Below are 22,666 nucleotides of genomic sequence, written 5' to 3' on the forward strand. Positions count from 1 at the left end.
CTCAGCTCCTCAGTGCGGTGCGGACCGAGCTGAACTTGCCGTCGACGGCGCGCGTGGCGAGCTGGACGCGCAGCACGGTGTCGATGTTCGAGAGCGTCTCGGTGTCGAGGTTGACGTTGTTGCCGTCGAGGCGGGTGGGCTCGAGGCTGCGCTCCGTCGTCGCGGCGACGTGACCCTCGCCCGAGCGGACGGCGCTCAGCAGCTGCTCCTCGAACGCGACGCGCTTGGCGTGGTAGCCCGGGGTCTGGACGTTGGCGACGTTGTCGGCGATCGCACGTTGGCGGTCGGCCAGGCCGTCAAGTGCGCTCGCGAGCGCTGACAGGGTCACGGATTCGAGCACGCGTCGCCTCCAGGGTCGAACGGTGTGGTGTGCCGATCCATGGCCTCATGACGAGCAGTCCGTTGCTCGCTGGTCCCATCGGACGTCGGCCTGCCCCCATGAGGAAAGTGATGCGCAGTTTCTCTGCGCGGCCGATGGCCGCGCCCGGGAGCGGACAGCGACCGCCCCGGGGAGGCCCGGTCGCTGCGGTGCCACGCGCGTTGCGCCCTGGTGCGGGTGCTCTGTGTCCTCAGCCCTCGGCGTCGAGGTAGACGGGCTTGGAGCGGTCCGTGCCTTCGTCGAGGACGCGGGAACGGACCCGCGTCACGTTGAGCGCGCGCGCGAGGCGCGCCGCCGTCGCGCGCTGTGCGGCGAGGACGTCCTTCGCGCGTTCGGAGAGCTCTGCAGGGAGCGGACCGAGCCCCTGGGGGACGCGCCACGCGGTCGCGCGACGCAGGACCATCGGCGCGATCGCGTCGGGCGAGACGTCGAGCATCGCGTTCGTCTCGACGAGGTCCGCCTCGAGCACGTCGAGCGCTCGGGCCCAGGCGTCGATGTCGGGTGAGGTCATGATGGCCACGGCGGCTCAGGCGATGCCGAGGTCGCCGCGCGGTCCCACGGTCCGCTCGGGCGCCGGGATGCCCCGGGCCTCGACGTTGATCTCGTGGAGCGCCCCGTGCCAGGCGTCGCGCAGCCCGGCGACGTGCGTGCGGCACGTCGCGAGCCGCGCGGCGTCGAGCGTGACCGTCGCGCCCATCGTCTCGGTGAGCAGGTGCGTGTAGAGCGCGAAGAGCTCCTTCGCGCCGTCCCAGAACGAGAGGTCGAGGGTCGACATGAGCTCGGCGAGGATGTCCTGCGCGTGGCTCGCGTGCTGCACGGTCGCGGAGCGGTCGCGCGCCTCGGCGGCCGCGCCGGCACGCTCGAGGTCGAGGACCAAGCGGTCGTACATCATGGTGACGAGGCGCTCAGGGCTCGCGGAGAGCACGGACTCGCGCAGGAACTGTGCGCGGCGGGCGGTGGCGGTGGCGGTCACTTCTTCGTCCCCGAGCTCAGCTGGTTGATCTGCTGCTCGAGCCAGCTCGACGTCGAGTTGAGCTTCGAGAGCGAGACCTCGAGTGCCGCGTACGTGCGCTCGAGGGCGGCGCGGCGGACGGCGAGGCGGTCGTCCCACGCGATGATGCGGTTGCCGAGGTCCTTGACGGTGTCCTCGCCGCCGCGGATGCGGGACGTGAGGGTTCCGTCGGAGGTGTCGGAGGCGCGCTTGGCGATGTCGCCGGTCGCGCTGGCGAGCGCGGTCGTGAGCGCCTGGGCCTTGGCCGGGTCGCCGGCGAGGGCGTCGCCGAAGGCCTTCTCGTCGAACGCGTAGCGGCCGTCACGGCCGAGCGTGATGCCGATGCTCCCGAGGGACTCCCCATCGACGGTGAGGCCGGCGGCCGAGAGCATCTCGGTGCCGAGGCCGCGGACGAGGCTCTCGCTCGCGAGCACCCCGGGGTTGAGCCTGGTCGAGCCGTCCTCGTTCGTCGTCGTCGACGCCTTCGTCCGCGAGGCGATCTCCTCGAGCAGGACGTTGAGATTGGACACGAGGCCCTTGGCACTCTTCGTGAGCGCCGCGTCGTCGCGGGTGAGGTCGACCGTGACGGGCTCGGTCGTCGTCGCGCCGAGCGTGAGGGTGACTCCGTCGACCAGCCCGGTGACGGCGTTCGACGTGCTCGTCACGGTGCGCTCGGCGGCGCTGCCGGGGAAGAGGGTGACCTGCGCGTCGGAGGCCGCGGAGATCTCGGTGAGGCCGACGGCGCGCGTGCCGCTCGTCGTCACGGCCTCGACGGAGAAGTCGTTCGCCGCACCGGTGCTCTTCGCGGTGAGCTGGAGCCTGTGCTCGGGGGCGCCGGCGGTGCCGACGTTGATGATCGAGGCGCGCACACCGAGATCAGCCTTGTTGACGGCCGCGGCGAGGTCGCGCGGGTCGGTGCTCAGCGCGGTGACCGTCACCGGGGTGCCGGAGCCGACGCGGAGCACGAGCGCGGGGTTCGCGGGGTCGAGGTCGGCGGGGACGTCGACGAGCGAGGACTGCGCGGTCGCGAGGGCGTCGACGGTGAGGCGGAGGGAGCCGGCCGTGGCCCTGCTGTCGACGGAGACCGTGACGGCCGTCGAGCTCGACCTCGCGGTGACGGCGGTCCACGAGGCCGGGTCGGCGATCTTCGTCGCGGACTCGGCGAGGGAGGCGAAGCGAGTGTTGAGGCCCTGGAGCGCGGAGACGACGGCCGAGGTCGACGTCTTCTTCATGCTGAGGAGGGTCTGCTGGTTCGCCTCGAGCTGCAAGAGCTGGTTGATGATCTTCGACGTCTCGAGACCCGAGACGATGCCGTCGATGCCGATGCCGGCCATGTGGGTGGTCCCTTCCGGGTCCGCGCGCGGTGCACGGTGTGCGGAGGCACGGCGCGAGCCGTGCGGGTGCGGCGGGGGCCGCGTCGAGATGCGACGCGGGGCCGCGGTGCAGGCACGGCGTACCGCGTCCTGGGTGGACGACTGACGGCGGGCGGACGAGTCCGCCCGCCGTCAGGGTCTGGCTGCTCCCCGGGTCACGGCCTGGGGCGTGACCGTCAGATCACTGGAGGAGCTGGAGGACGCTCTGGGGGATCGACTTCGCCTGGGCGAGCATCGCGGTGCCCGCCTGCGAGAGGATCTGCGAGCGCGTGAAGTTCACCATCTCCGCCGCCATGTCCGTGTCGCGGATGCGGCTCTCCGACGCGGACAGGTTCTCCGCCGCGACGTTGAGGTTGTTGATGGTGTGGTCGAAGCGGTTCTGGACCGCACCGAGCTGCGAACGCGTCTTGGAGACGTTGCTGATCGCAGTGTCGATCGCGTTGATCGCCGCGTCGGCACCGCCGCCGGCAGCAGCAGCCGCGCCGGTCTCACCGGCGACCGTCGCGCCGGTGATGCCGCCGCCCGCGACGGTGACCTTGCCGAAGGAGTCGACGTTCGCCGAGAAGTTGGTGTTCTTCACGGCGTCCTTGAGGGCGGCGTCGAGGATCCCCTGGTTCGTCTTGGCGTCCGCGGAGGTGCCGCCCGTCGCCCAGCCCGTGAGGTCGAGGTCGAGGGTCGTGGTGCCGGACCCTGTGGTGATCTCGAGCGCACCGGTGCCCGTCGGGGCGGTCGCCGCGAAGAGGTCGACGTCCGCCGTGATCGAGGACGCGGACGCGGTGATGTCGACGCCGTCGACGCCGAGGCCCGCGGCGCTCATCGAGCCGCCCGTGAGGTCGACCGTGATCTTGTCAGCGGCCGAGGTGTTGGCACCGACCTGGAACGAGCCCGTGTAGGAGCCGTCGAGCAGCGCCTTGCCGTTGAACTTCGTGGTGTCGGCGATGCGCGTGAGCTCGGTCTTGAGCTCGTTCATCTCGTCCTGGATGTTCCCCTTGGCGGCGTCGTTGAGACCACCGTCGTTCGCTGCCTGGACGGAGAGGGTGCGCATACGCTGGAGGATGGAGTGCGTCTCGGTGAGCGCACCCTCAGCGGTCTGGACGACGGAGATGCCGTCCTGGGCGTTGCGGACGGCCTGCTTGGTGCCGCCGATCTGGGCACGCATGCCCTCGGAGATCGCGAGGCCCGCAGCGTCGTCGGCGGCGCGGTTGATGCGGAGACCCGACGAGAGCTTCTCGAGCGAGCGCGAGAGGTCGCTCTGCGTGCTCGAGAGGTTGCGGTAGGCGTTGAGCGCCGCGACGTTGGTGTTGATCGAGAGAGCCATGGTGTTTCTCCTCCTTGAAGTGGCCCGGAACCAGATGCCCGTCCGTGGGCTTCTGCTGTCCTCATCGGGCCTTGCCCGCGAGGTGTGAGGTTTTCCCGGAAGGAATTTGCGTGTGATTCCCGCGCACCCCTCCGTGCCCTCTCAGGCGAGCGCTGCGAGCGTGCCGGCCGTCTGTGCCGATGCGGCACCGAGGTGCCGCGCGGTGCGTGCGACGACGGCGGCGGCGTGGGCGGCCGGGACGGCTGCCGCACGCGAGGCAAGCACCGCCAAGTCGTTGCGGGCGGGGGCCGCGGTCTGACCGACGGCGTCGACGTAGGCCCGGCGACGGCGCTGCGCGACGCCCGCGTGCGCCTCGTCGGCGCCGGAGCCCTGCGCCTCGAGGTGGGCGTCGAGGGCCTCGCGCATGAGGGAGGTGGCCTCGGCACGGAGCTGGCTCACGCGCGACTGGGTGACGCCGAGGACGCCAGCGACCTCGGTGACGGTGCGGTCCTCGAAGTAGACGAGCTGGACGACGAGGCGCAGCCGTTCGGGGAGCGCGGCGACGGCGGCGCGGAGGTACCGGAGCCTCTCCGTCGCGACGACGCTCGCCTCGGGGTCGGGGGCACGATCGGGCAGGAGGTCGCTCACGGCACCGTCGAACGCTTCGATCGACAGGACGCGTCGGCCCGCGTCGTCGCGGGTCTGGTCGATCTCGCTCACGTCGACGCCGAGCGTCTGGGCGAGGTGTTCGCGGGTGGGGGTGCGACCGAGCTGCGCGGTGAGCTCCTCGGTCACGGTGGCGAGCCGGCGGACGCGGGAGCGGGTGCCGCGCGAGGCCCAGTCCATGGAGCGGAGCTCGTCGAGCAGCGCACCTCGCAGCCGGATCGCTGCATAGCGCGCGAAGGGGACTCCGGTCGCCGCGTCGTAGGCGACTGCGGCGCGGACGAGCGCGAGAGAGCCTGCCGACGCGAGGTCGTCGCGTGAGACATGCTGCGGGATCCGCGCTGCGATCTCATTGACGTGGTAGCCGATGAGAGGCAGATGGGTCTCCACGAGCTCCACCTGCTCGTCGTTGAGACGGGCGGTGCCTGAGGGGTTGCTGGCAAACATGTAAGGAGTGTGGGGGGGTGGCGCGGCTTTGCGGAAGGGACCGGCGCGATCGGAAGTGACGACCAACTTCACCCGCTCCATGGGTTGTTGCACCCAGAAACCGCGTGTTATCACGGGTCCACCGCCTCCGCAGGACGGGAGCACGAGGCTGAGATGAGTCAGAAATTGGCGCGGTTCGCCGCCGCACCCACCAGCACCTGAACAGCGCTTGACGCGTTCGTACCGTTCTGAACAAGTCTTGACCGCCACGAATCGCGCCAGCGCCACGAGAACTATCTGAAACGGCCTTCGACGTGCGATGACACCAGTGAAGCCTGAGCCTCCGCCCTCGTGCGGGACATAGGCTCGAAGCCCCTGCACCGACGGACGGTTCATGCCCGAACTCCTCACGTACGCAGAGGCGAGACCGATGAGACCACTGCACGGGCCCGACCGGCCCACGATCCAGGACGGAGACGAACGATGAGCATGGAGGGCCTCACCGCACTCCTGTGGCGCGAGCGGCGCCTCCTCGAGCTGCTCCTCTTCAAGCTCGACGTCGAGCAGCTGCTCCTCACCAACGGACGCAACCGCTGGCTCGCCCACGCGACGGACGAGGTGACGACCGTGCTCGACGAGATCCGCACGGTCGAGCTCGGCCACGCCGTCGAGTCCGACGCCGTCGCCGCCGGTCTCGGCCTCGCTCCCGGCGCAACCCTCGCGATGCTCGCAGCGGCAGCGCCGGCACCGTGGGACACCGTCCTCGGCGAGCACCGCGACGCATTCCTCGAGCTCACGCACCAGATCGGCGCGCTCGCCGACGACAACCGTCGCCTCCTCACCGCCGCCCACCGGTCCGCCCAGGAGACCCTCCTCGCGGTCGACCGCACGGTCCAGACCTACGACGCCCAGGGACACGCCGGCAACGGCGTGGGTACCGCGACCCTGTTCGACGCAAGCCTCTAGGAGCCCTCGACCATGTCTTCCTTCTCGACGCTCTCGACCGCACTGAGCTCGCTGCACACGCAGCGGGCAGCGCTCGACGTCGCCGGTCAGAACATCGCGAACGCCAACACCGTCGGGTACACCCGCCAGCGCGCCGAGACCTCGTCGGTCTCGGCGACCGCCGCCGCGTCGCGCTTCTCCTCGGGGCTCACCGTCGGACAGGGCGTCAAGGTCACGGGCGTCGCGCGCCTCGGCGACATCTTCGCCGACGCACGCGTCCGGTCGTCGACGTCGCTTGCGGCGGACCTCGCAGCGCGCGCGACGACCCTCACGCGGCTCGAGTCGACGATCTCCGAGCCGGGCGACAAGGGGCTCTCCGCGCAGCTCGCCCAGTTCTGGGCCGGCTGGCAGGACGTCGCGAACTCCCCCGGCAGCCCCGCCCCGGGCCAGGTCGTCCTCGAGTCGGCGAACATCCTCGCCGAGGGCGTCGCGACGGGCTATCGCGCCGTGCGCACGCAGTGGGACGAGACCCGCGCGCAGTCGGTCGCGTACGTCGAGGAGGTCAACTCGGCAGCGGCCTCCCTCGCCGAGCTCAACGACGCGATCCGCTCCGTCACCGTCTCGGGCGGCAACGCCAACGAGCTCATGGACAAGCGCGACCTGCTCTCGACGCAGCTTGCCGAGCTCACGGGCGCCACGACGCGGCTCCAGGAGGACGGCACCGTCACCGTCTCGGTCGGCGGCAACCACCTCGTCTCGGGCGACACCGCCTACCGCATCAACCTCGTCGGCTCGACGACCCTCGTGGGCGCCGCGGCCGACGGCCCTCGGCTCGAGTGGGAGCGCACCTCGGCCGGTCCTGTCACGCTCGACGGCGGCCTCCTCGCGGGCAACCTTGCGAGCCTCCAGGGCGAGCGCTCCGACCGCTCCGGCGGCGCGCTCGCCGAGGCCGCGGCCGCGTACAACAAGCTCGCGACCCAGCTTCACGACCGCGTCAATGCCGTCCACTCGACGGGCACGACGACGGTCGGCACGCCGGGCGGCAGCTTCTTCGCGCTCTCGGTCGACCCGGGCACCCCCGCGGCGCTCGGCCTCACCGTCGCCGTCAAGGACCCCGCCGACATCGCGGCGGGCGCGCCCGGCAACGGCGCCTACGACGGGTCGGTCGCCGACGAGATCGGCAGGATCGGTGCGTCGGCCGACAGCCCCGACCGTGCCTGGTCCGCGTTCGTCGTCGACCTCGGTGTGCGGACGCAGGCCGCGATGCGGTCCGCGGAGGTCTCTGAGCAGTCCCGTCAGACGGCGTCGCTCGTCCGGCTCTCGGGCTCAAGCGTCGACATCGACGAGGAGACCGTCAACATGCTCGCCTTCCAGCGTGCCTACCAAGGCGCGGCGCGCGTCCTCACGACCGTCGACGAGATGCTCGACACCCTCATCAACAGGACCGGAGTCGTCGGACGATGAGCCTCACCCGTGTCACCCACCAGATGTCGCAGACGACGGCGCTCGCGAACGTGCAGCGCAACCTCGCCGCGATGTCCAAGCTCCAGGGACAGACCTCGAGCCTGCGCCGCATCGAGAAGCCGTCGGACGACCCGGCAGGCACCGCGAAGGCCCTGCGTCTGCGCGCCGAACAGCGCGCGCTCACGCAGTACGACCGCAACGCGGCCGACGGCAAGGGCTGGCTCACCGCGGTCGACACCGCGATGCAGACGACGTCGACGCAGCTCATCCGTGCCCGCACGCTCGTCGTGCAGGCCGCAAGCTCGGGCACGACGACGACCGAGTCGGCCGAGGCGATCGCGCTCGAGATCGAGGCCGTGCGCGACGCGCTGCTCGGTCAGGCGAACGCGACGTACACGGGCCGCTCGATCTTCGCGGGGACCTCGGACGCCGACGCCGCCTACGCCGCGCAGCCCGACGGCACGTACTCGTACGCGGGCAGCGCGGGCACCGTCGACCGTCGCATCTCGGAGGACGTCACCGTCCGTGTCGACGCGGACGGCGCGGCGCTCTTCGGCGACGCAACCGGCTCGGTCTTCGCCCTGCTCGACCGTGTCGCCGCGGACGTCCGCGCAGGCGCGGACGTGGGTCCCGCGATCGCCGAGATCGATGCCTGGCACAACCGGACGACGTCGGCGCTCGCGACGACGGGTGCACGCACGAACCAGATCGAGGCGCAGCTCTCGGTCAACGCGGGCTCGATGCTCTCCCTCAGGTCCGACATCTCCGCGGTCGAGGACGTCGACCTCGCCGAGACGCTCGTGCACCTCCAGGCGCAGGAGGTCGCTTACCAGGCGGCGCTCGGCGCAACGGCGCGCGTCCTCCAGCCGACCCTCCTGCAGTACCTGTCATGACCGCCGTCCCACCCGCGCACACCGCCGCGGACGACCACGTGCGCCTCGTCGCGCCGCTGCTGGGTCTCGGCGGGACGCTCGACTTCACGCTCCGCGCCCTCGACGAGCACGGGACGGTGTTCGCGCTCCGCTCCGAGGACGCGTGCGACGACGCGCCCGGCACCCGGCTCTACCTCGTCCACGCAGCGGCGCACGTGGCGGGCTACGCGCCTGACACCACGGCCATGCACCTTGCGCTGCTCGGGGAGGACGGGGTCGCATCCTCCCCGGACGACATCGCGACGCTCGTCGTCCTCAACCCCGAGGGTGCCGACGGGGTCCCGACGGTCAACCTCCTCGCGCCCCTGCTCGTCGACACGCGGACACACCGGGCCGTCCAGGTGGTCCTCGAGGGCGACTGGCCCGTCCAGACCCCGTTGTCCCCCACCTCCGTCCGAAAGACCTCGTGAACACCGTGAACGTCGACACCGACATCCGCTTCGTCCGCATGCCGATGTACGACGCCACGGGCGTCGTCACGGGCTACTTCGTCACCCCGTCGAGCACAGCGCTGATCCTGCGCCCCGACCTGTGGGCGGAGCTCGAGCTTGCGTACCTCAACCTCGACCTGCCGCGGCTCGCCCTCGACCGGACGGTGTTCCTCGTCCCGACGCCGCACATGGTCGAGGGCAAGATCGGCATCCCGCGTCACGCGGGGCGGATCGCGCTCGTCGTCACCCCCCTCACCCTCATGGTCCCGAACATCGCGGAGCACCTCGTGCGGCTGCGCCGCCGCGGCTACCTCCTTGTCCTCGGCGTCTACCGCGGAACCGAGAACCAGCTGGCCATGCTCGAGCTCTTCACGCACGTCCTGCTCGACCAGAACCTCACGACAGAGGAGGCCGCCCGGGTCGCCGTGACGGCAGCCGGCGAGGGCGCCGTCGTCGTCGCACCGCGCCTCGTGACGGAGGGCGGCAAGGAGGAGCCGGTGCCTGGAGTCAGTGTGCTCCTGGGTACCCCGACCGCTGGCGTGGCCGTCGAGATCGGGGACGCAGAGCTCCTCCCCAACGAGGTCGCGTGCCTCGAAGCCGTGCGGCTTCTCGGCGAGGCCGAGGTCGACGTCGAAGCCGTGGGCAGGGTGCTCGGTGCCGACCCCGCGCTCGTCCTGCGCGTGCTACGTCTCGTCAACGGCGCTGCGACGGGCCTCTCCCACCGGGTCGACTCGGTGCGGCGCGCGATCGTGCTGCTCGGCCCGGTCCAGGTGCAGGGTCTCGTCATGGCCTCGCTCGTCGCCTCGACGAGCGACCAGATCGACAACCTGTGGCTGCTCATCGCTCGTGGCATCACGTGCGAGCGGCTCTCCCCCGGCTCCGAGTCGGCATACACGGTCGGGCTGCTCTCGGCGCTCTCGACAGAACGTGGCATCCCCGCTCACGTGCTCGCGGAGCGTACCCGTCTGTCGGACGACGCGTACGGCGCGCTCGTCCTGGGAGAGGGCCCCCTCGGCCACGTGCTCCAGGCGGTCGTCGCCCATGAGCGCAACGACTTCGACGCCGTCACAGCGATGGGGATCGAGGTCGACGACGTGACCCGCGCCTACTTCGACGCGATCCCGGAGGCTCTCGACGCGGTGCTCACGGCGCTCACGCCCTCGGGTGCCGAGCTCTGACGCGAGCGTCCCTGCTCGTCCGCCGACGGTGGCCGCTGCCCCCGGACATGCCCGGGGGAGCGGCCACCCTGCGTCACCGCCCGCACGGGGCGGCAGGTGTCTCAGGCGTGGGCGGAGTCGTCAGGCGTCGGCCGTAGCGGTGCCGTCCGAGGCCTCGTCGTCCGGCTCAGCGGCGGCCGGGGCCTCAGCGACAGGCTCGACGACGGCCGCGCGCGGCATGTCGACGATCTCGATGCGCACCTCGTCGATGACGGGGTTCGGCGCGGGCCAGTCCGAGGGACGCGTGGGCACGTCGGTCTCCGAGTGCGCGCCGCAGCCGTGCTCGAACGCGACGACCTTGCCGTCGTCGGGCGACCACGGGTTCGTGCACACGCCGAAGACCTGACCGAGCGCACCCTGGAGCGGGACGAGGTAGCCGCACGAGAGGCACGCGTCGCTCGCGGCCTTCGCGCTCTCTCCGTGCGGGCCTGCGGCGCCGTCGTACCAGCGCTGCGCCGCCTCCTCGATGCCGTCCTCGGAGAGGACGCGCGTACGGGCCAGCGCCAGCTCGCCGATCGCGACCGCGTCGAGCTCCTCGTCGCCGCTCGGCTCCCAGCCGGCGGTGAGACGGGGGTCGTCCGCGACGAACGGCAGGACGTCGCCGGGACCGATGTCCCCGGGGCGGATCCGTTCGGACCACGGCAGCCACTCGGGCGCGAGGATCGCGCCGTCGCCGGGCAGCAGCTCGACCTCGCACACCGTCGCAGTGCGGCCGCGCGGCACTCGCGCGAGCGTCACCGTCCACGCCCAGCCCTGGTAGCCACCCATCGCGGCGGCGAATCGGTGCTCGACGAGACGGTCCTCGACCGTCACGGTGCCGAGGTGCTCACCGACGTGCGCCGGGATCTCTGCGACCTCCTCGGCGGCTGCGCGCGCGAGGTCGATCGCCGAGTCGAGCACGGCGTCAGGCTTGCGGCGGGCGGGACGCGTCATCGTCGCGGTGGACACCTCAGGCCTCAAGGTTCTCGGCGACGGCACGCAGCAGGCTCGCGACCTTCGTGCCCGACGTCTTCTCGGGGTAGCGGCCACGTCGCAGGTCGTTGCCCAGACGGTCGAGCACCTTGATGAGGTCCTCGACGATGATCGCCATGTCCTCGGCCGGCTTGCGCACGGCCTTGGCGACGGACGGCAGCGGGTCGGTGAGCGTCACCTGGAGCGCCTGCGGTCCACGACGACCGTCGGCGACGGAGAAGTCGACCTTCGCACCCGGCTTGACGACGGCACCCTCGGGCAGCGCCGAGGCGTGGAGGAAGACCTCCGAACCGTCCTCGGACGCGATGAAACCGAAACCGCGCTCGGCGTCGAACCACTTGACCTTGCCGCTGGGCACACGCACCTCGTGGTGAAGAAGTAGGGGGACGCGCGCGATACGCGCGACGTCATCTCCTACGAGGATAGCGGGCGGCGCGAGGTCCCGGAGGCACGGGCCACCTCGCGCCTAGGATCGTCGCATGAACGCCTCAGCCCTCACCGTCGGTCGCGCCCACACGACGCTGAGCCAGGCGGTGTACGAGGCGCTCCGCGGTCAGATCGTCGACCGTGAGCTCCCGCCCGGCACGCGCCTCGTCGAGCGCGAGCTCGCGGACTCCCTCGACGTCTCACGGGTGCCGGTGCGCGAGGCGCTCAAGGAGCTCGTGCGCGACGGTCTCGCGGAGCAGCGAGGTCGTTCGGGCCTGTACGTCACGGAGCTGACGCGGGCCGACGTCGAGGAGATCACCGAGCTGCGCGGGCTTCTCGACGCGCTCGTGTTCCGGAGGCTCACGCGGATGCTCACGCCGTCGTCGCGGACGCTCGTCGACTCGTTGCTCGTGCGGACGTCGCGCGCGATCGCCGAGGGTCGTCACGCGGAGGCGGTGCTCCTCAACGGCGAGTTCCACACGCTGACGAAGGACCTCGCGGGGTCGCGGAGCCTCCAGGCGGTCATGGGTGTGCTCGACCCGCGGCTGCACTGGCTGCTCGCGCAGCACGAGGACGTCGCGGAGGTGCACCGGCAGCACGTCGCGATCTGGGAGGCGGTGCGGGCGGGCGACGTCGCGGCCGTCGACGCTCTTGCGGCGGACCATCTCGCCGAGTCGGTGCGCATGATGCTGCAGGTGAACCCGGACCTGCGCTGAGCGCGGTCCCCTGCGCGTGCGCCGGGTCCCACCTGAGTCTGGGACCTCCGGCCTAGGCCGTTCCCCCTCGTTGGTATACCGTCTACCGTACACGGACGCCATCAACGAGGAAGGCCACACGTCCCATGCGTGAACCCACCACCGACCAGCTCGCCCTCAGCTACCTCGAGGCCGCCGCGGCCGGCGACCTCGCCGCGGTTCAGCAGGCGCTCACCGACGGCGTCGACAAGGACGCCGTCGACCACGAGGAGGCCAGCGCCATCCTCCGCGCCGCCCGCGGCGGCCACCTCGACGTCGTCGACGCCCTCATCGCCGCCGGGGTCGACGTCGATCAGCAGGACCAGACCTGCTTCAACCTCTTCGTCCTCGGCTGCATCACCGACCAGATCGAGCTCGTCCGCCGAGCCGTCGAGGCCGGCGCCGACATGCGCGTCCTCACCCGGTTCGGCGGCAACGGGCTCACCCCCGCCGCCGAGAAGGGCCACCTCGAGATCGTCCGCTACCTCCTCGAGAACACGCGGATCAACGTCAACCTCACCAACACGCTCGGCTGGACGGCCCTCATCGAGGCCATCACGCTGCGCGACGGCGGCCCCGTCCAGCAGGAGATCGTCCGCCTCCTCCTCGAGCACGGCGCCAAGCCCGGCATGACCGACGAGCTCGGCCGCACCCCGCTGCAGCTCGCCGAGGACCGCGGCTTCACGGAGATCGCCGACATCATCCGCGAGCACTCCTGACCTCATGGACCTCACCGCACCGCTCGCCGTCGACACGGCGGCACGAGCAACGCTCGCAGCCGGAGGCACCGCCCACGTGCACTCCGCCTTCGAGCGCGCGGTGAACCTCGTCGCCCCCGACGGCACGGTCCTCACGCTCGCGGACCCGTCCCTCGGGACGGGCCCGCGAGCCGTCGGCGTGCACGCACCCTGTGCGCTCGGGCTCGCCCCCGGCGACGCCGTCACGCTCGGCACGGACGCGCTCGGCACACCGCACGGCTCCGTCCCCGTCCCGACACGGGTCGTCGACCACGCCGTGCCCGCGCTCGCCCCACGGCCCGAGGCCGTCGCGGCCGTCCAGCACCTCGTGCGACGCACCGCGACCGCGCCGCTCGGCTCGTGGGAGGAGCGCACCGCGCGCACGCTCACGGACCGGCTCGCGACGCTCGTCGCCGCGCTCGCCACGCGCGACGACGACCACGTCGACCGTGCGGTCGCCGCGCTCGTCGGGCTCGGCCACGGGCTCACCCCGACGGGCGACGACATGCTCTGCGGCCTCCTGCTCGCCACGCACCTGCAGTCGCCCGCCGTCGCGTACCGCACGACCCTCGTCACCGCGGTCCGCGCCCACCACGGTGCCACCGTCCCGCTGTCCGCGACCTTCCTCGAGGACGCGTGCGGCGGGCGAGCGCGCTCGCAGGCGCTCGACCTCGTCCACGCCCTGCACACCGGCAGCCACGTCACCGACGCGGTCCACGCCGTCCTCAGCATCGGGCACTCCTCCGGGCACGACCTCCTCACCGGGCTCGTCGCCGGCCTCACGGGCCTCGTCGACACCCGCCTCACCGAAGGAACAGCATGACCATCCACCGCTCCGTCAGGAAGAACACCTACGTCGACTCCGTCTCGCTCATGTCGATCTCGACGAAGGCGAACCAGATCGACGGTGTCACCCAGGCGTTCGTCGCCATGGGCACCGCCATGAACAAGGAGGTCCTCGCCAACCTCGAACTGCTCACCGACGAGCTCGAGGCCGCGACCGGCGGCGACCTCATGGTCGTCCTCGAGGTCACGGACGGCACCGACCTCGACGCCGCGCTCGGCGCCCTCGGCGACCTGCTCGACCGCAAGAACACCGGCGCCACCGCCGCCGAGACGCGCTACCGCACGCTCGACGGGGCGCTCGGCGCCCACCCCGACGCCAACCTCGTCCTCATCTCCGTCAACGGCGCCTTCGCCGCCCGCGAGGCCCAGAAGGCCCTCGTCGCCGGCAAGAACGTCATGATGTTCTCCGACAACGTCTCGGTCGCCGACGAGCGCGCGCTCAAGGAGCTCGCGCACGACAAGGGCCTGCTCATGATGGGTCCCGACTGCGGCACCGCGATCCTCGGCGGCGTCGCCCTCGCGTTCGGCAACGCCGTGCGCCGCGGCAACATCGGCGTCGTCGCCGCGTCCGGCACGGGCGCCCAGGAGGTCTCCGTCCGGGTCCACGACTTCGGCGGCGGCATCTCCCAGCTCATCGGCACCGGCGGTCGCGACCTCAGCGAGGAGATCGGCGGCATCACGATGATCGACGGCATCCGCGCGCTCGCCGCCGACCCGGCCACCGACGTCATCGTCCTCGTCTCCAAGCCGCCGGCACCATCCGTCGAGGACGCGGTCCTCGCCGTCGCGGGCGAGGCCGGCAAGCCCGTCGTCGTCGCGTTCCTCGGCTCCGCCCGCTCCGAGTCCCCGTACCCGAACGTCACGTTCGCGTCCGGGACCAAGCCCGCCGCGCTCGCCGCGGTGCTCGCGACCGGCGTCGACGAGTCGACCCTCGACCTCCACTCGCTCAACTGGCCGCTCATCGAGGAGGTCCGCGGCAAGCTCGCCCCCGAGCAGCGCTACGTCCGCGGCCTCTTCTGCGGCGGCACCCTGTGCGACGAGTCGATGTTCGCCGCGATCGCGAAGTACCCCGGCCACGTGTGGTCGAACATCCAGAAGGACCCCGCGTTCGTCCTCGGTGCCCACGACGCGCCGCGGGAGCACACGTTCATCGACTTCGGCTCCGACGAGTACACCGACGGCAAGCCCCACCCGATGATCGACCCGTCCAACCGCCTCGCCGCGATCGTCGCGGCCGCGAAGGACCCCGAGGTCGGCGTCATCGCCCTCGACTTCGTCGTCGGCCTCGGCTCGCACACCGACCCCGTCGGTGTGACGCTTCCCGCGATCGAGGAGGCCCAGGCGATCGCCCGCGAGCGCGGCCACCACCTCGAGATCCTCGGCTACGTCCTCGGCACCGACCTCGACACCCCGTCGGTCGCCGAGCAGGTCGCCCAGCTCGAGGCCGTCGGCGTCACCATCGCCTCGTCGTCCACCAACACGGGCCTGCTCGCCCGCGAGTTCGTCGCCAAGGAGAACTGATGACAGTCACCGACCTCTTCACCAGCCCCAAGGTCGTCAACCTCGGCCTCGACATGTTCGCCGACGACGTCGCGAGCCAGGGCGGCACCGCCGTCCGCATGGACTGGACGCCGCCGGGCGGCGGCGACCAGGCCGTCGTCGCCCAGCTCCGCGCCCTCGAGGAGCCGACCGTCGCCGCGACCATCGAGGCCGCGAACGCGGAGGCCTACCAGCGGATCGTCTCGGCGCAGCCCGTCCTCACGGGCTTCGGCCGCGCGCTCGACGTCGTGCCCGGCATGACGCCGACGACGATCCTCCACGCGGGCCCGCCCATCGCGTGGGCGGACATGAACGGCCCCATGAAGGGCGCGATCACCGGTGCGCTCGTCTTCGAGGGACTCGCGAAGGACCTCGACGAGGCGTACGAGCTCGCCGGCTCGGGCGACATCACCTTCGACCCGTGCCACGAGCACGGTGCCGTCGGCTCGATGGCCGGCGTGACGAGCCCGAGCATGTTCATGCACGTCGTCGAGAACCGCACGCACGGCAACACGTCGTACACGAACCTCTCCGAGCAGCTCTCGAAGATCCTCCGCATGGGTGCCAACGACCAGTCGGTCGTCGACCGCCTCGTGTGGATGCGCGACGTCCTCGGCCCCATGCTCGCCGAGGCCATGACCCTCAACACCGACGGCATCGACCTGCGGCTCATGATGGCGCAGGCCCTCCACATGGGCGACGAGTGCCACAACCGCAACGTCGCCGGGACGACGCTCCTCGTCCAGGCGCTCTCGCCCTACCTCGTCGAGACGTCGTTCTCGACGCAGGACAAGGTCGACGTCCTCAACTTCGTCGCGTCGTCCGACTACTTCTCGGGCCCGACGTGGATGGCGGCGTGCAAGGCGGCGCTCGACGCCGCCGAGGGCATCGAGGGCTCGACGGTCCTCACGACGATGGCCCGCAACGGCGTCGAGTTCGGCATCCGCGTCGCGGGCCTGCCCGGGCAGTGGTTCACGGGCCCCGCGCAGCAGGTCATGGGTCCGATGTTCGCGGGCTACAAGCCCGAGGACTCGGGCCTCGACATCGGCGACTCCGCGATCACCGAGACGTACGGCATCGGCGGCTTCGCGATGGCCTCCGCACCCGCGATCGTCGCGCTCGTCGGCGGCACCGTCGACGAGGCGATGGGCTACTCGCGCACGATGAACGACATCACGACCGGCAACAACCCCAACGTGACGATCCCCGCGCTCGACTTCATGGGCGTCCCGACGGGCATCGACGTGCGCAAGGTCGTCGAGACCGGGGTCCTGCCCGTCATCAACACGGCGATCGCCCACAAGGACGCCGGCATCGGCATGATCGGGGCGGGGATCGTCAACCCGCCGACGGAGGCGTTCACGAAGGCTCTCACGGCCATCGCCTCCCGCTACACCGCCTGACCGCTCCCGGGCGGGTCCACCCCTTCCCCCGGCGCCCCGCCCCTCACGGCGGGGCGCCACCCCTCACGGAAAGCAGAATGATGTCCACCACCACACCGCTGTGGCGTCGCGGCGACTGGGCCGCGTACTTCGGGCTCTTCTCGAACAACCTCACCAACCTCCTCACGATGATCGCGCTGCTCGTCGGCGTCGTCGGCCTGCCGACGTCGATGGTCATCGGTCGCATCGCGCCCGCCTTCGGCCTCGCCGTCATGCTCGCCGCGATCGCGTACGTCGTCTTCGCGCGTCAGCTCTCGAAGAAGACGGGGCGCAACGACATCACGGCGCTGCCGTCGGGCCCGAGCGCCCCGTCGATCTTCACCGTGACGTTCCTCGTGCTGCTGCCGATCTACACGACGACGCAGGACGCCGAGCTCGCGCTCAAGGTGGGTCTCGTCTGGTGCTTCATCGAGGGCCTCATCCTCTTCGTCGGCGCGTTCTTCGGCGACCTGCTGCGCCGCGCGATCCCACGGACCGTGCTGCTCTCGTGCCTCGCCGGCCTCGGCCTGCTGCTCCTCGCGATGAACCCGATGCTCCAGGCGTTCTCGACGCCGATCGTCGCGTTCGTCGTGCTCGCGCTCATCTTCATCAACTGGTTCGGCAAGCAGCCGATGTTCCGCAAGATCCCGACCGGCCTGCTGCTGCTCGTCGTCGGCACGGCCCTCGCCTGGGTCTTCGGCTTCCAGTCGCCCGACGCGATCCGCGAGGGTCTCGCTGCCGCGGGCTTCTCCCCGCCGACGCTCCACGTGACGAACTTCGTCTCGGGCATCTCGGTCGCGGGCCCCTACCTCGCCTCGGCGATCCCCCTCGCTCTCGCGAACTACGTCTTCGACCTCGAGAACATCGAGGGCGCGCACGCCGCGGGCGACCCGTACCCGACCAAGCGCGTCATGCTCGCCAACGGCTCGGCCTCGATGGTCGGCGCGCTCTTCGGCAACCCGTTCCCCGTCACGGTCTACGTCGGCCACACCGCGTACAAGGAGATGGGCGCGGGCATCGGCTACACGCTGTTCTCCGGCATCACGATGTTCGTCGTCGGAGTGTTCGGGCTCGGCTCGTTCCTCCTCGGCGTCATCCCCATGGCGGCGATCGCACCGATCCTCATCTACATCGGTATCGTCACGGCGAACCAGGTGGTCCGCGAGACACCAAAGCTCGAGGTCCCCGTGATCTTCGTGGCCCTCTTCCCGTGGATCGGCAACTGGGCGCTCACGCTCGTGGGCAACACGCTGAAGTCGGCCGGCACGAACGCGGGCACCGTCGGCACCGAGGCCCTGACGAAGGCGGGCGTCGAGTACAGCGGCCTCTACGCGCTCGGCAACGGCGCGCCGCTCGCCTCGCTCCTGTGGGGCTGCATCGCGATCTTCGCGATCCGCAACCGCCCGCTGCGCGGTGCGGCGTTCGCGGTCGTCGCGGCGGTGCTGTCGTTCTTCGGGGTCATCCACCAGAACGCCCCCGTCCTCGGCGGCGAGCGCCCCACGGAGTTCCTCACGGCGTACCTGCTCGTCGCGGCCCTGTTCGTCGTCAAGCACTTCCTCAACGTCCGCAAGGGCACGATGACGACCTACGACGACGGCGTGCCGTCCGACGCGGTCGTGGCCCACGCCACGACGCCCGCACCGGTGCTCGTGCCCACGGTCGACGGCGAGGCGGAGGCTGCGGCCGACGTCCCGGCCGAGACCCCGTCGAAGGACTGACCCCTCGACCGGCGGCGCCTCACCGCCGGCCACCCCTCCCCGGCACCGCCCGCGCCGCCGGCGCGGGCGGTGCCCCCGTTCCACCCCTTAGGAGTTCCCATGCGCATCGTCGTCGCCCTCGGTGGCAACGCGATCTCCCGCCGCGGCGAACCGATCACGATCGAGAACATGCGGGCCAACCTCCGCACCGCCGCGGGCCCCCTCGCCGAGGTCGGCTGCGAGCACGAGCTCGTCATCACGCACGGCAACGGGCCGCAGGTCGGCCTCCTCGCGCTGCAGAACGCGGCCTACCCCGACGTCCCTGCCTTCCCGCTCGACGTGCTCGGCGCACAGACCCAGGGCCTCATCGGCTACCTCATCGAGCTCGAGCTCCGCAACGCGCTCGCGGGCCGCAAGATGCTCACGACGGTCCTCACGCTCGTCGCGGTCGACCCGGCCGACCCTGCGTTCGCCGACCCGACGAAGCTCGTCGGCCCCGTCTACACGGCCGAGGAGGCCGCGCGGCTCGAGTCCGAGCGAGGCTGGACGTTCCGGCTCGACGGTGACGCACCGCGGCGCGTCGTGCCGTCGCCCCGTCCCCAGCGGGTCGTCCAGGTCGACTCGGCACGCAGGCTGCTCGCGGGCGGGCACATCGTCGTGTCCTCGGGCGGCGGCGGCGTGCCTGTCGCGATCGCCGAGGACGGCACGTTCTCGGGCGTCGAGGTCGTCGTCGACAAGGACGCGTCCTCGGCGATGCTCGCGGGCGCCCTCGAGGCGGACATGCTCGTCCTCGCGACCGACGCCGACGCGGTCATGCTCGACTGGGGCACGCCGCAGGCGCGCGCGATCGCCGAGATCACGCCGGATGCGCTCGAGGCGTACGACTTCGCGGCGGGGTCGATGGGCCCGAAGGTCGAGGCCGCGTGCCGCTTCGTGCGGAGCGGGCGGGGCAAGGCCGTCATCGGACGGCTCTCCGACCTGCCCGCGATCCTCGCGGGAACCGCCGGAACCGTCGTGCGCGAGGGCGTCGAGGGCGGGGAGATCCTGCGCGAGGCCTGAGCGCGCACGGGACATGACCCTGCGGCGGGCGGCCCTGGACCGGGGCCGCTCGCCGCACGTTTCGCTCACGGCGTGACAACTTCTTTGCCCATGCTTTGCGCGGACCCGCGCACCTCCGTGATGATCAAGGGGTGACACCCGCACGCACCGTCCTGCCCCTTCGTCGCGCCATCGTCGGCGGGATCTTCGCCGTGGTGGCGCTCGTCGCGCCTGCGGCCACGGCGTCAACGCTCGCCCAGGTGCCGAGCACGGCCGACGCCGTCGTCGCCCCTGCCGCGCTGCCGGCGCTCGCGCCGCAGCGCCTCACGCAGCCCGTGACGAACCCCGACGGCGTCCTCGACAGCTCGCAGGTGAGCGACATCGAGGACCAGCTCAAGAGCTTCGCCGACGCGACGAACTTCGAGCTCTTCGTCGTCGTCACGAAGACCTTCGACGGCCAGGACGGCGAGACCTGGGCGCAGCAGACGGGCGAGACGTCGCGCTTCGGAGGCACTCAGTTCGTCCTCGCGGTCGCCTCCGAGGACCGTCAGATCGGTCTCGGCGCCGCAGACGACTTCTCGCCAGAGGCTCGCGACCAGATCCTCGCCGACGCCCGCGACGCGCTGCGCGACGACTTCAACTACCTCGCGGCGGTCGAGTCGACGGTCGCAACGCTCGAGGCCGTCGCCGACGGATCCTTCGACGCAGCTGAGCCCGGTGCGCCCGGCACGTCCGGCCCCACGGGCACGTCAGGCTCCGGCACGTCGTTGCTCGTCGTCGTCGTGCTGCTCGGCATCGGCGTCGTCGTCATCGTCGCGATCGTCCGGTCCCGCAAGCGCAAGGCGGTCGGCGGCCCGCAGCAGGCGCCCCAGGTCTCGCTCGAGGAGCTGCGCAAGCGCGCCGGCAGCGCGCTCGTCGCGGCGGACGACGCCGTGAAGTCCTCCGCCGAGGAGCTGAGCTTCGCCCAGGCCCAGTTCGGTCTCCAGGCCACCGACCAGTTCACGGCCGCCGTCGACGCGGCCCGCTCGGACGTGCAGAGGGCCTTCCAGATCCAGCAGCTCCTCGACGACGAGGTCCCCGAGCCGGACCACGTCAAGGGCCAGATGCTCACCGACATCCTCGCGCTCTGCGAGAAGGCGTCGGCCACCCTCCGCGCCCAGGAGACCGCGTTCCAGGAGCTGCGCGACATGCAGTCGCGCCTGCCCCAGCACCTCGCGGAGCTCGACCAGCGCGCGAGCGAGGTCCGCGCGCGCGTCCAGACGTCGCGCGTCGCGCTCGGCGAGCTCACGCGCCGCTACCCGGTGACCGCCCTCGCGTCGATCCTCAAGAACCCCGACCAGGCCGTCGAGCTGCTCGACGGCGCGGCCGAGTCGATCCGGGAGGCACGCGCGGACGTCGACAAGGACGACCGGCCGACCGCCGTCGTCCGCACCCGCGCCGCACAGCTCGCCGTCGGGCAGGCCGCGACGCTCCTCGACGCCGTCGACGGTGCAGGCGCAGAGCTCGACTCCGCCGCACCCCGGCTCGTCAGCGCGATCGCGTCGATCAGCTCCGACGTCACCGATGCCAAGCGCCTCGCGCACTCCAACGCGGCCGTCACCCCCTACGTCACGCGCGCCCAGGCCGCGATCACCGCGGGCCGCAGCGCCCAGTCGGGCGGCGACCCGCTCGCTGCCCTGCGCGAGCTCACGGCTGCCGAGGCCGCGATCGACGAGGCGCTCGCGCCGCTGCGCGCCGCGGACGAGCAGATCCGTCGGGCCACCGCGATGCTCGACCAGGTCATGGGCCAGGCCGACGCGATGATCCGCGGCACCGACGACTTCATCAACACGCGCCGCGGCGCCGTCGGGCCGACCGCCCGCACCCGCCTGGCCGAGGCGATCCGGCACATGCAGGACGCCCACCAGAACCGCGCCACCGACCCGCAGCGCGCCCTCGCGGCCGCGCAGCGCGCCCTCGACCTCGCCCGGTCCGCACGCGACATCGCCCAGAGCGACGTCGACCGCGGCAACGGCTTCGGCGGCGGGAACGGCTTCGGCGGCGGCAACAACGTCGGAGGCATGATCCTCGGCGGCATCATCCTCGACTCCCTGCTCCGTGGCGGGGGTGGAGGCGGAGGGGGCTTCGGCGGAGGCTTCGGCGGAGGCGGAGGATTCGGTGGAGGCGGAGGCGGAGGCGGCTTCGGCGGAGGCGGGGGCACCTCGTTCTGACGAGGGGCGGGCCCGCCCGCACCACCCGCACCCGGCGCACACCCCGATCGCCTGCACCTGCGGGCACACAGACCGACCGGCCCTGGCCGGCGAGCACGACCAGAGCACGACCTACCTTCGAGAGAGGCGACACCATGGCTGAGAAGCAGACGATCTTCGGGCGCGTGGCCCAGCTGGCCAAGGCCAACATCAACGCGCTGCTGGACAAGGCCGAGGACCCGCAGAAGATGATCGACCAGCTCATCCGCGACTACACGAACAACATCGTCGAGGCCGAGCAGGCCGTCGCGCAGACCATCGGCAACCTGCGTCTCGCCGAGCAGGACCACCAGGAGGACCTCAACGCCGCGCAGGACTGGGGTGCCAAGGCCATCGCCGCCTCGGTGCGCGCCGACCAGCTCCGCACGCAGGGCAACGCCGCCGAGGCCGACAAGTTCGACAACCTCGCGAAGGTCGCCATCTCCAAGCAGATCGCCGCGGAGGGCGAGGCGAAGTCCGCCGAGCCGATGATCGCGTCGCAGCGTGACGTCGCCGAGAAGCTCAAGTCGGGCCTCGCCCAGATGAAGGACAAGCTCGGCGACCTCAAGGTCCGCCGCGACCAGCTCGTCGCGCGCCAGAAGTCCGCGCAGGCGCAGACGGCCGTCCAGGGTGCGATCTCGTCGATCAACGTGCTCGACCCGACCTCGGAGCTCTCGCGCTTCGAGGAGAAGGTGCGCCGCGAGGAGGCGCTCGCGCTCGGCCAGGCCGAGGTCGCGGCGTCGTCGCTCGACTCGCAGTTCGCCGAGCTCGAGCTCGACGCGGGTCAGATCGAGGTCGAGGCGCGCCTCGCCGCGCTGAAGAACCGTGCGCTCGGCGGCACGCAGGCCGCGCAGATCGAGGCCCCGGAGGCCTGATCTCGCTCTCTCGACGGATTGACGCCTTCCACCCG

At 71.6% G+C, this 22,666-nt stretch carries 22 protein-coding genes; 14 read left to right on the forward strand and 8 right to left on the reverse strand.

Going from position 1 to position 22,666, the window contains the following annotated elements:
* Position 1: 1 nt before the first annotated feature.
* From flgB to G7063_RS12340, 6 genes are all read right to left on the reverse strand, one after another.
* Entirely contained in the window at positions 2-340 is a 339-nt protein-coding gene (gene flgB, locus G7063_RS12315; protein ID WP_166414653.1) for a flagellar basal body rod protein FlgB, read from the reverse strand.
* Between the two features lie 229 nt (positions 341-569).
* Positions 570-890: a hypothetical protein gene (locus tag G7063_RS12320; protein ID WP_166414654.1), complete on the reverse strand. Its 321-nt coding sequence runs from the start codon at positions 888-890 to the stop codon at positions 570-572.
* Between the two features lie 15 nt (positions 891-905).
* Positions 906-1,352: a flagellar export chaperone FliS gene (gene fliS / locus G7063_RS12325; RefSeq protein WP_166414655.1), complete on the reverse strand. Its 447-nt coding sequence runs from the start codon at positions 1,350-1,352 to the stop codon at positions 906-908.
* Positions 1,349-2,704 (reverse strand): flagellar filament capping protein FliD, encoded by a 1,356-nt coding sequence (fliD, locus tag G7063_RS12330; protein ID WP_166414656.1) that lies wholly within the window; start codon positions 2,702-2,704, stop codon positions 1,349-1,351. Before fliD ends, fliS begins: the two co-directional genes overlap by 4 nt.
* 220 nt (positions 2,705-2,924) lie before the next feature.
* Positions 2,925-4,061, reverse strand: a complete 1,137-nt coding sequence (locus G7063_RS12335) for a flagellin (RefSeq protein ID WP_166414657.1) — start codon at positions 4,059-4,061, stop codon at positions 2,925-2,927.
* A 141-nt stretch (positions 4,062-4,202) separates the two neighbouring features.
* Positions 4,203-5,150: a sigma-70 family RNA polymerase sigma factor gene (locus G7063_RS12340; protein WP_166414658.1), complete on the reverse strand. Its 948-nt coding sequence runs from the start codon at positions 5,148-5,150 to the stop codon at positions 4,203-4,205.
* Between the two features lie 462 nt (positions 5,151-5,612).
* Between G7063_RS12340 and flgN the strand changes: the two genes are divergently transcribed.
* Genes flgN through G7063_RS12365 form a run of 5 tightly spaced genes read left to right on the forward strand, consistent with a single transcriptional unit; the run spans position 5,613 to position 10,079 of the window.
* Complete coding sequence (flgN, locus tag G7063_RS12345) at positions 5,613-6,095, forward strand: flagellar export chaperone FlgN (protein WP_166414659.1); 483 nt, start codon at positions 5,613-5,615, stop codon at positions 6,093-6,095.
* 12 nt (positions 6,096-6,107) lie between these two features.
* Positions 6,108-7,538 carry a flagellar hook-associated protein FlgK gene (gene flgK / locus G7063_RS12350; RefSeq protein WP_166414660.1) on the forward strand — a complete coding sequence of 477 codons (1,431 nt, stop codon included), beginning with the start codon at positions 6,108-6,110 and terminating at the stop codon, positions 7,536-7,538.
* A complete protein-coding gene (flgL, locus tag G7063_RS12355) occupies positions 7,535-8,431 on the forward strand; it encodes a flagellar hook-associated protein FlgL (RefSeq protein ID WP_166414661.1) in 897 nt (298 codons plus the stop codon). Before flgK ends, flgL begins: the two co-directional genes overlap by 4 nt.
* Positions 8,428-8,880 carry a flagellar assembly protein FliW gene (locus tag G7063_RS12360; RefSeq protein ID WP_166414662.1) on the forward strand — a complete coding sequence of 151 codons (453 nt, stop codon included), beginning with the start codon at positions 8,428-8,430 and terminating at the stop codon, positions 8,878-8,880. The genes flgL and G7063_RS12360 overlap by 4 nt, the downstream gene beginning before the upstream one ends.
* Positions 8,877-10,079, forward strand: a complete 1,203-nt coding sequence (locus tag G7063_RS12365; RefSeq protein WP_166414663.1) for an HDOD domain-containing protein — start codon at positions 8,877-8,879, stop codon at positions 10,077-10,079. Before G7063_RS12360 ends, G7063_RS12365 begins: the two co-directional genes overlap by 4 nt.
* 120 nt (positions 10,080-10,199) lie before the next feature.
* Here G7063_RS12365 and G7063_RS12370 read toward each other — a convergent pair whose 3' ends face one another.
* Positions 10,200-11,051, reverse strand: a complete 852-nt coding sequence (locus G7063_RS12370; protein WP_166414664.1) for a DUF3027 domain-containing protein — start codon at positions 11,049-11,051, stop codon at positions 10,200-10,202.
* Between the two features lie 16 nt (positions 11,052-11,067).
* Positions 11,068-11,448 carry a cold-shock protein gene (locus G7063_RS15450; protein WP_166414665.1) on the reverse strand — a complete coding sequence of 127 codons (381 nt, stop codon included), beginning with the start codon at positions 11,446-11,448 and terminating at the stop codon, positions 11,068-11,070.
* Between the two features lie 121 nt (positions 11,449-11,569).
* On the opposite strand from G7063_RS15450, the gene G7063_RS12380 reads away from it, so the two are divergent.
* The 9 genes from G7063_RS12380 (at position 11,570) to G7063_RS12420 (ending at position 22,631) form a co-directional block, all read left to right on the forward strand.
* Positions 11,570-12,232: a GntR family transcriptional regulator gene (locus G7063_RS12380; protein WP_166414666.1), complete on the forward strand. Its 663-nt coding sequence runs from the start codon at positions 11,570-11,572 to the stop codon at positions 12,230-12,232.
* Positions 12,233-12,357: 125 nt separating this feature from the next.
* Positions 12,358-12,969, forward strand: a complete 612-nt coding sequence (locus tag G7063_RS12385; RefSeq protein WP_166414667.1) for an ankyrin repeat domain-containing protein — start codon at positions 12,358-12,360, stop codon at positions 12,967-12,969.
* Between the two features lie 4 nt (positions 12,970-12,973).
* Positions 12,974-13,810, forward strand: a complete 837-nt coding sequence (locus tag G7063_RS12390) for a DUF2877 domain-containing protein (RefSeq protein ID WP_166414668.1) — start codon at positions 12,974-12,976, stop codon at positions 13,808-13,810.
* Positions 13,807-15,354, forward strand: a complete 1,548-nt coding sequence (gene fdrA / locus G7063_RS12395) for an acyl-CoA synthetase FdrA (protein WP_166414669.1) — start codon at positions 13,807-13,809, stop codon at positions 15,352-15,354. The genes G7063_RS12390 and fdrA overlap by 4 nt, the downstream gene beginning before the upstream one ends.
* Positions 15,354-16,775: a DUF1116 domain-containing protein gene (locus G7063_RS12400; protein WP_166414670.1), complete on the forward strand. Its 1,422-nt coding sequence runs from the start codon at positions 15,354-15,356 to the stop codon at positions 16,773-16,775. Before fdrA ends, G7063_RS12400 begins: the two co-directional genes overlap by 1 nt.
* An 80-nt stretch (positions 16,776-16,855) precedes the next feature.
* The gene (locus G7063_RS12405) at positions 16,856-18,511 is read left to right on the forward strand and encodes a hypothetical protein (RefSeq protein WP_206188154.1); all 1,656 of its coding nucleotides are present in this window, start codon (positions 16,856-16,858) and stop codon (positions 18,509-18,511) included.
* A gap of 99 nt (positions 18,512-18,610) precedes the next feature.
* Complete coding sequence (locus G7063_RS12410; RefSeq protein WP_166414671.1) at positions 18,611-19,549, forward strand: carbamate kinase; 939 nt, start codon at positions 18,611-18,613, stop codon at positions 19,547-19,549.
* 131 nt (positions 19,550-19,680) lie between these two features.
* Complete coding sequence (locus tag G7063_RS12415) at positions 19,681-21,738, forward strand: TPM domain-containing protein (protein ID WP_166414672.1); 2,058 nt, start codon at positions 19,681-19,683, stop codon at positions 21,736-21,738.
* 134 nt (positions 21,739-21,872) lie between these two features.
* Positions 21,873-22,631, forward strand: a complete 759-nt coding sequence (locus tag G7063_RS12420; protein WP_166414673.1) for a PspA/IM30 family protein — start codon at positions 21,873-21,875, stop codon at positions 22,629-22,631.
* Positions 22,632-22,666 lie beyond the last annotated feature (35 nt).

The sequence above is a fragment of the Sanguibacter sp. HDW7 genome (assembly GCF_011300875.1).
Taxonomy (GTDB): Bacteria; Actinomycetota; Actinomycetes; order Actinomycetales; family Cellulomonadaceae; genus Flavimobilis.

Bases quoted from the DNA above. Each gene is read 5' to 3' on its own strand.
- G7063_RS12320 (WP_166414654.1), bottom strand. From the start codon at position 890: ATGACCTCACCCGACATCGACGCCTGGGCCCGAGCGCTCGACGTGCTC.
- fliD (WP_166414656.1), bottom strand. From the start codon at position 2,704: ATGGCCGGCATCGGCATCGACGGCATCGTCTCGGGTCTCGAGACGTCG.
- G7063_RS12335 (WP_166414657.1), bottom strand. From the start codon at position 4,061: ATGGCTCTCTCGATCAACACCAACGTCGCGGCGCTCAACGCCTACCGC.
- G7063_RS12340 (WP_166414658.1), bottom strand. From the start codon at position 5,150: ATGTTTGCCAGCAACCCCTCAGGCACCGCCCGTCTCAACGACGAGCAG.
- flgN (WP_166414659.1), top strand. From the start codon at position 5,613: ATGAGCATGGAGGGCCTCACCGCACTCCTGTGGCGCGAGCGGCGCCTC.
- flgK (WP_166414660.1), top strand. From the start codon at position 6,108: ATGTCTTCCTTCTCGACGCTCTCGACCGCACTGAGCTCGCTGCACACG.
- flgL (WP_166414661.1), top strand. From the start codon at position 7,535: ATGAGCCTCACCCGTGTCACCCACCAGATGTCGCAGACGACGGCGCTC.
- G7063_RS12360 (WP_166414662.1), top strand. From the start codon at position 8,428: ATGACCGCCGTCCCACCCGCGCACACCGCCGCGGACGACCACGTGCGC.
- G7063_RS12370 (WP_166414664.1), bottom strand. From the start codon at position 11,051: ATGACGCGTCCCGCCCGCCGCAAGCCTGACGCCGTGCTCGACTCGGCG.
- G7063_RS12380 (WP_166414666.1), top strand. From the start codon at position 11,570: ATGAACGCCTCAGCCCTCACCGTCGGTCGCGCCCACACGACGCTGAGC.
- G7063_RS12385 (WP_166414667.1), top strand. From the start codon at position 12,358: ATGCGTGAACCCACCACCGACCAGCTCGCCCTCAGCTACCTCGAGGCC.
- G7063_RS12390 (WP_166414668.1), top strand. From the start codon at position 12,974: ATGGACCTCACCGCACCGCTCGCCGTCGACACGGCGGCACGAGCAACG.
- fdrA (WP_166414669.1), top strand. From the start codon at position 13,807: ATGACCATCCACCGCTCCGTCAGGAAGAACACCTACGTCGACTCCGTC.
- G7063_RS12400 (WP_166414670.1), top strand. From the start codon at position 15,354: ATGACAGTCACCGACCTCTTCACCAGCCCCAAGGTCGTCAACCTCGGC.
- G7063_RS12405 (WP_206188154.1), top strand. From the start codon at position 16,856: ATGTCCACCACCACACCGCTGTGGCGTCGCGGCGACTGGGCCGCGTAC.
- G7063_RS12410 (WP_166414671.1), top strand. From the start codon at position 18,611: ATGCGCATCGTCGTCGCCCTCGGTGGCAACGCGATCTCCCGCCGCGGC.
- G7063_RS12420 (WP_166414673.1), top strand. From the start codon at position 21,873: ATGGCTGAGAAGCAGACGATCTTCGGGCGCGTGGCCCAGCTGGCCAAG.